Genomic DNA, 4,606 nt, shown 5'->3' with positions numbered 1-4,606 from the left:
GGATGGTGTCACGAGCAGGTAGAGCCCGTCTCTGTCGCTTAGCTTGTAAGCTTTGCTGCGAATCTCTGCGGCTTTGATGGCAACCACCGACAACGCCATGATGGTATCTCCCGTCGAAGCGACCGGCGCATGCCATCAAAAATACCATCAGCTTGCTGGTATGCAGTGGCATTCTGCCAGCTTGAATGAGAGACTTATACCACTAAAAAACCGCAGAAAACAGCCATTTATGGCATCTTCTGGCATGCCTTGGGAAGGCAATTTGGTGACCCCTACGGGCATCCTACCAAAGTAGAAAGACAGCCCAGAAAGTCTCAACCTATTGATATCGTTCGATCGGTACGCAAACGTCAGGATCAGGTTGTTCCACTGATGTTCGCCGAATCCGACGCAAAGTGTGGGACAAAATGTGGGGCTGTGAAGGGAGGTCTTGATGCCGCTCACTGCACTCAAAGTCCGGCATGCCGGTCCTGGTCGCCATGCCGATATGCACGGGCTCTATCTGATCGTCCGTGACACGGGAACGCGATCGTGGCTGCTGCGAGTCCAGCATCGGGGACAACGCCGCGATTTCGGTCTCGGCTCCGCCAGCCAAGTGTCGCTGGCGGATGCCAGACTTGCCGTTGCTGAATATCGCCGGATGATCCGCAACGGCCTTGATCCCGTCAACCAACTCGGTCTGCGACGAAAGGCTGCCCCGATTTTCGAAAAGGTCGCGCGCGATTGCTACGACGCGATGAAAGGAGGGTGGAAGAACGGGAAACATCCTTCGTGGATGTCGAGCCTCGAAAATCATGTTTTCCCGGTGATCGGAAAAATACCGGTCGACGCCATCGACAGAGCGGCTGTGCTGCGCGTCCTGGAGCCGATCTGGCTTACCATTCCCGACACAGCGCGGCGCATCCTGCAACGGATCGGGACGACGCTCGACTACGCGCATATCAAGGGGCTCGTGCCGGAAGAAATATCGCTGCGTTCGGTGACGCGCGGCCTGCCACGTCAAACTCGTCAGGTGACGCACCTTGCGGCGATGCCATACGCGGACGTTCCAGCTTTCATGCAAAAATTGGCGGCGCTCGAAAATAGTGTCGGTCGAGACGCCCTCAAGCTGACGATATTGACCGCCGCGCGGTCAAATGAAACCCGCTTTGCGAAATGGGGGGAGTTTGACCTCGGCAAATGCGTCTGGTCGATCCCTGCCGCGCGTATGAAGATGAAGGAGCCGCATGTCGTGCCTTTGTCGCCTCCCGCCATTGCACTGATGCGGCGACTTCGCGATGCGCATGTTTTGCTCGAAGGGGCTATCAGCGCGAATGGGCTGGTCTTCACAGGAGCCAAAAATCGCGCGATCAGCGATACCACCATGGTGAAGGCGATGCGCGATATGGGTATCAACGGCGTCACGGTGCATGGGTTTCGATCGAGCTTTACCGATTGGACCGCCGATCAGACCGATTTTCCCAAAGAGGTCGCAGACAAGGCGCTCGCGCACAAAATTCCGAACGCTGTCGAAGCGGCATACCGGCGCACTGATTTCTTCGACAAACGACGTGTGCTTATGAGCCAGTGGGCAGACTTCGTAGCCAACGGGATGAAACTATGGTGAAACACCTGCGCCATACTCACGTCTCCAATGATGCTCATGTCGCCAGCGCTGCCGATCGCTTGCCCAGACGCTTGGAAGGTGCACAGTCGACCAGCATTTGCCGTTCAGCGCCAAAGCCTGACCGGCAGCATCTTCCAACACCTGTCATTCGCTGCGTTGATCCGCATTCGATGTCTTTTCTTAATCGAGGTCATTCCGCTGGCGGTCGACTGATCATGACAACCGCCAACCGTTCATACGACGCTTGGCTGTACTGCCGAACCGTCAGCCTCGTCAGACCAGGTAATACCTGAGAAGGGCATTGCGTCGGGCGCAGAAAAAGCTAATCTCAAATTTCCGGGGGGGAATGCGACGGATGGGGAAGAAGCGGTACAAGCGGAACATTGTACAGGTTGCCGATCAGGTTTCTGGTTCTCCCGATCTCACGCTTGGCGCACTTATTCCTGCCGAAGATATCACTCTGACTGTGACAGTACGCCCTAACGGCAACACGTTCACTTGCGACATTGCGAATTTTCCGCACATGGTCCACGCGCCTATGACTTGGAAGTGGGCGGATTTCGAGGCGGAACTCGACGCTCTCGCGCCCTATGCTCGGCAGCTCAGCAAACCTGGAGCCGCGACGCCGGACGTCATCCAAGAGATCGCGGCCCGGGGAAAGATCCTTTTCGAAAAGGTCTTCGCGACGGACGCGGCACGATCGGCCATCCGTGACGCCTGCGCTGGCCCCGGCGCGACGGAGATCCTGTTCTACACGGACAGCTTCGCGCTTTGCTGGCCGCTTCTCTACCTCGGCACCGACATCCAGAAGGTGGAGGTAGAGCAGTTCCTCGGCATGCGCGCGTCGATACTGCGCACCCTCCAATCGACTACTAACGAAGCGAGCCAGTCGCGCCGTGACGATGCGCCGATTGGCAGCGCCGTCCGGCTGAATTATGCTTGGGACAAGTCATTCAAGCAGATCGAGACCCGCGAGCGGCCTTATATGGTCGAACTGGACGTCAAGCTGGATCAGCCTCGCGTGTCGGTGTTCGAGGTGCCTGCGCTAGAACCGAACGGCCCCGCGTTCGCACAGGCCAAGGAGCTGTTCGACGGCCTCAATCGCGAGGAGCCGAAGATCATCCACCTGTCCTGCCACTACGAGGCGGGCGAGGAGTTGGCGTCGAAGCGCTTCAGGCTGCGCGACGGAGCGTTCGTCACCTTCCACCAGATGTCTGCCACGGAGGTCACCTTCACGTCGCGGCCGCTGCTCTTCTTCAACGCCTGTGAGGTCGCCAAGCTCAAGCCTGACAGGACGGAAAACTTTCCCGAATACTGCATGCGGATGGGGGCCGAGTGCATCGTCGCGCCCGAGTTCGAGGTCCACGATTTCGGCGCGGCCGACATGGCTGAGGTCTTTTACGACAAGCTGCTAAAGGACAGGCGGAGCATCAGCGATGCCTTGCACGACGCGAAGATGCACCTGTGGACCGAAAAGAAGAGCCTCACCGGCCTTCTGTACGCGGTTTATGGCCAGTCATATCGGACTTACCAGTGACAAGGAGCGAGCAATGAGCGAGGAAGATACGTCGGGCATTCTGATCGAAGTTCCCGAGGATTCGTTCCGGGGCGGATCGGCGACTTCCAAGCTCGAGCGTATTGACGCCGACGAGCTTGCTTCGAACGTGCGGTCGCTTCTCAGCAATCTCGGCTCCGCGCTGGAGCGGCACCCGATCAGCTTTCCTAAGGGCAAGTTGAAGGAGCTCGTCCTCAACCTCGGTGTGTCGGTCGATGGCAAGGTGTCCATCTTAGGCACTGGAGTTTCGGCGGGAGCGACTGCGAGTCTCGAGGTCCACATCGAGTTCGAGGACTAAGTTGGTGAAGCTCAACGGCCTGAGCGACAACGCGGGTGCGCGCAAGCGCGCCAAGCGGCGCGGCCGTGGTATAGGCTCCGGCCTGGGGAAGACCGCCGGCAGGGGGCAGAAGGGCCAGAAGTCTCGCTCCGGTGTGGCAATTAAGGGTTTCGAGGGCGGCCAGATGCCGCTCCACATGCGACTGCCGAAGCGGGGCTTCCGGCCGTTGACCACAAAGAACGTCAGTGAAGTCAACCTCGAGACACTCAATCGTCTTCTCGAAGCGGGGCGAATAAAGCCCGGCGATCTCGTGACCGAGCGCACCCTGAGGGAGTGCGGTGTGGCCAAGCGCGGAGACGTCGTGAAGGTGCTCGGGAAGGGCGAGATCGCCGAGGCCCTGAACCTGCACGTCGCAATGGTCTCAGCCAAGGCGCGGGAGAAAATCAGAGCGGCCGGCGGCGCCGTGGAGACCTATCTAAGTGACGGTCCGCCCCGCGATGCGGGCGGCTCGGAGCAACTCTTCGCGACCAGCCCGGGAATTACGGGGGACGGCCCGCCTGAAGGAGACTTCCGGTATGATGTCCTGATCGGCGTCCTGAACGGGATCGCCAGCGTCGGAGTGAAAGTGTTCCTTGACCCGAAACGGAAATCATTCTGGCGGGAGAACGCCAAGCGCTACTTCTTCCAGCTTGGAGCGCGGGATGCGGCCATTCAGTCGGTGATACTGACCGTGGACGAAATCCTCAACTTCCAGGACAAGCCTTCGGATAAGGTCCGGATGTTGAAGGGGCGCATCACGGGCGACCATCCCGAGTTCCACGTCGATCTCATCGCCGATGGCCGACCGATCCACAACAGTGTCACGCCGATTCGCTAGGCTCAAGAGCTTAAGCTAATCTTTTCAGGCCGCGAGCCACCAGTCAGTTGGCGGCCCAGATCTGGCCATCGCAGAGCGTGTTTGAGCTGCTCAATGAACGGCCGGTTTACCGCAGCCAAGCGGATGATCGAGCGGGTAAGCGCCTGCGGCCGCGTAACCGCAACTTCACCTCGCCGCGACCGGAGGCCGACCAGGACGGCTTCATCCGCTACCGAGCGCGGCAGCAGGACTGCAGCAACTGCGCCCTCAAGCCAAAATGCACACCCATCCTGCCGGCTCGCAAGTTGACCA

Annotated in this window: 4 protein-coding genes and 1 pseudogene; all 5 read left to right on the top strand. The window is 59.3% G+C overall.

The window, feature by feature from the left end:
• Positions 1 to 433 precede the first annotated feature (433 nt).
• Complete coding sequence (locus SAZ01S_RS22930; protein ID WP_084584645.1) at positions 434 to 1,606, top strand: tyrosine-type recombinase/integrase; 1,173 nt, start codon at positions 434 to 436, stop codon at positions 1,604 to 1,606.
• 355 nt (positions 1,607 to 1,961) lie between these two features.
• Positions 1,962 to 3,143 (top strand): CHAT domain-containing protein, encoded by a 1,182-nt coding sequence (locus SAZ01S_RS22925; protein WP_167693245.1) that lies wholly within the window; start codon positions 1,962 to 1,964, stop codon positions 3,141 to 3,143.
• Positions 3,144 to 3,156: 13 nt separating this feature from the next.
• Entirely contained in the window at positions 3,157 to 3,459 is a 303-nt protein-coding gene (locus tag SAZ01S_RS22920; protein WP_084584643.1) for a Pepco domain-containing protein, read from the top strand.
• Between the two features lie 4 nt (positions 3,460 to 3,463).
• Positions 3,464 to 4,315, top strand: a complete 852-nt coding sequence (rplO, locus tag SAZ01S_RS22915; protein ID WP_084584646.1) for a 50S ribosomal protein L15 — start codon at positions 3,464 to 3,466, stop codon at positions 4,313 to 4,315.
• Between the two features lie 131 nt (positions 4,316 to 4,446).
• Positions 4,447 to 4,606, top strand: a pseudogene (locus tag SAZ01S_RS22910) (IS5/IS1182 family transposase); the annotation flags it as partial.

The sequence above is a fragment of the Sphingomonas azotifigens NBRC 15497 genome (assembly GCF_002091475.1).
Taxonomy (GTDB): Bacteria; Pseudomonadota; Alphaproteobacteria; order Sphingomonadales; family Sphingomonadaceae; genus Sphingomonas; species Sphingomonas azotifigens.
This window is presented reverse-complemented; position numbering and strand designations above follow the sequence as displayed.

Excerpts from the sequence above, each read along its gene's own strand:
- SAZ01S_RS22925 (WP_167693245.1), top strand. The coding sequence starts at position 1,962 with ATGGGGAAGAAGCGGTACAAGCGGAACATTGTACAGGTTGCCGATCAG.
- SAZ01S_RS22930 (WP_084584645.1), top strand. The coding sequence starts at position 434 with ATGCCGCTCACTGCACTCAAAGTCCGGCATGCCGGTCCTGGTCGCCAT.
- SAZ01S_RS22920 (WP_084584643.1), top strand. The coding sequence starts at position 3,157 with ATGAGCGAGGAAGATACGTCGGGCATTCTGATCGAAGTTCCCGAGGAT.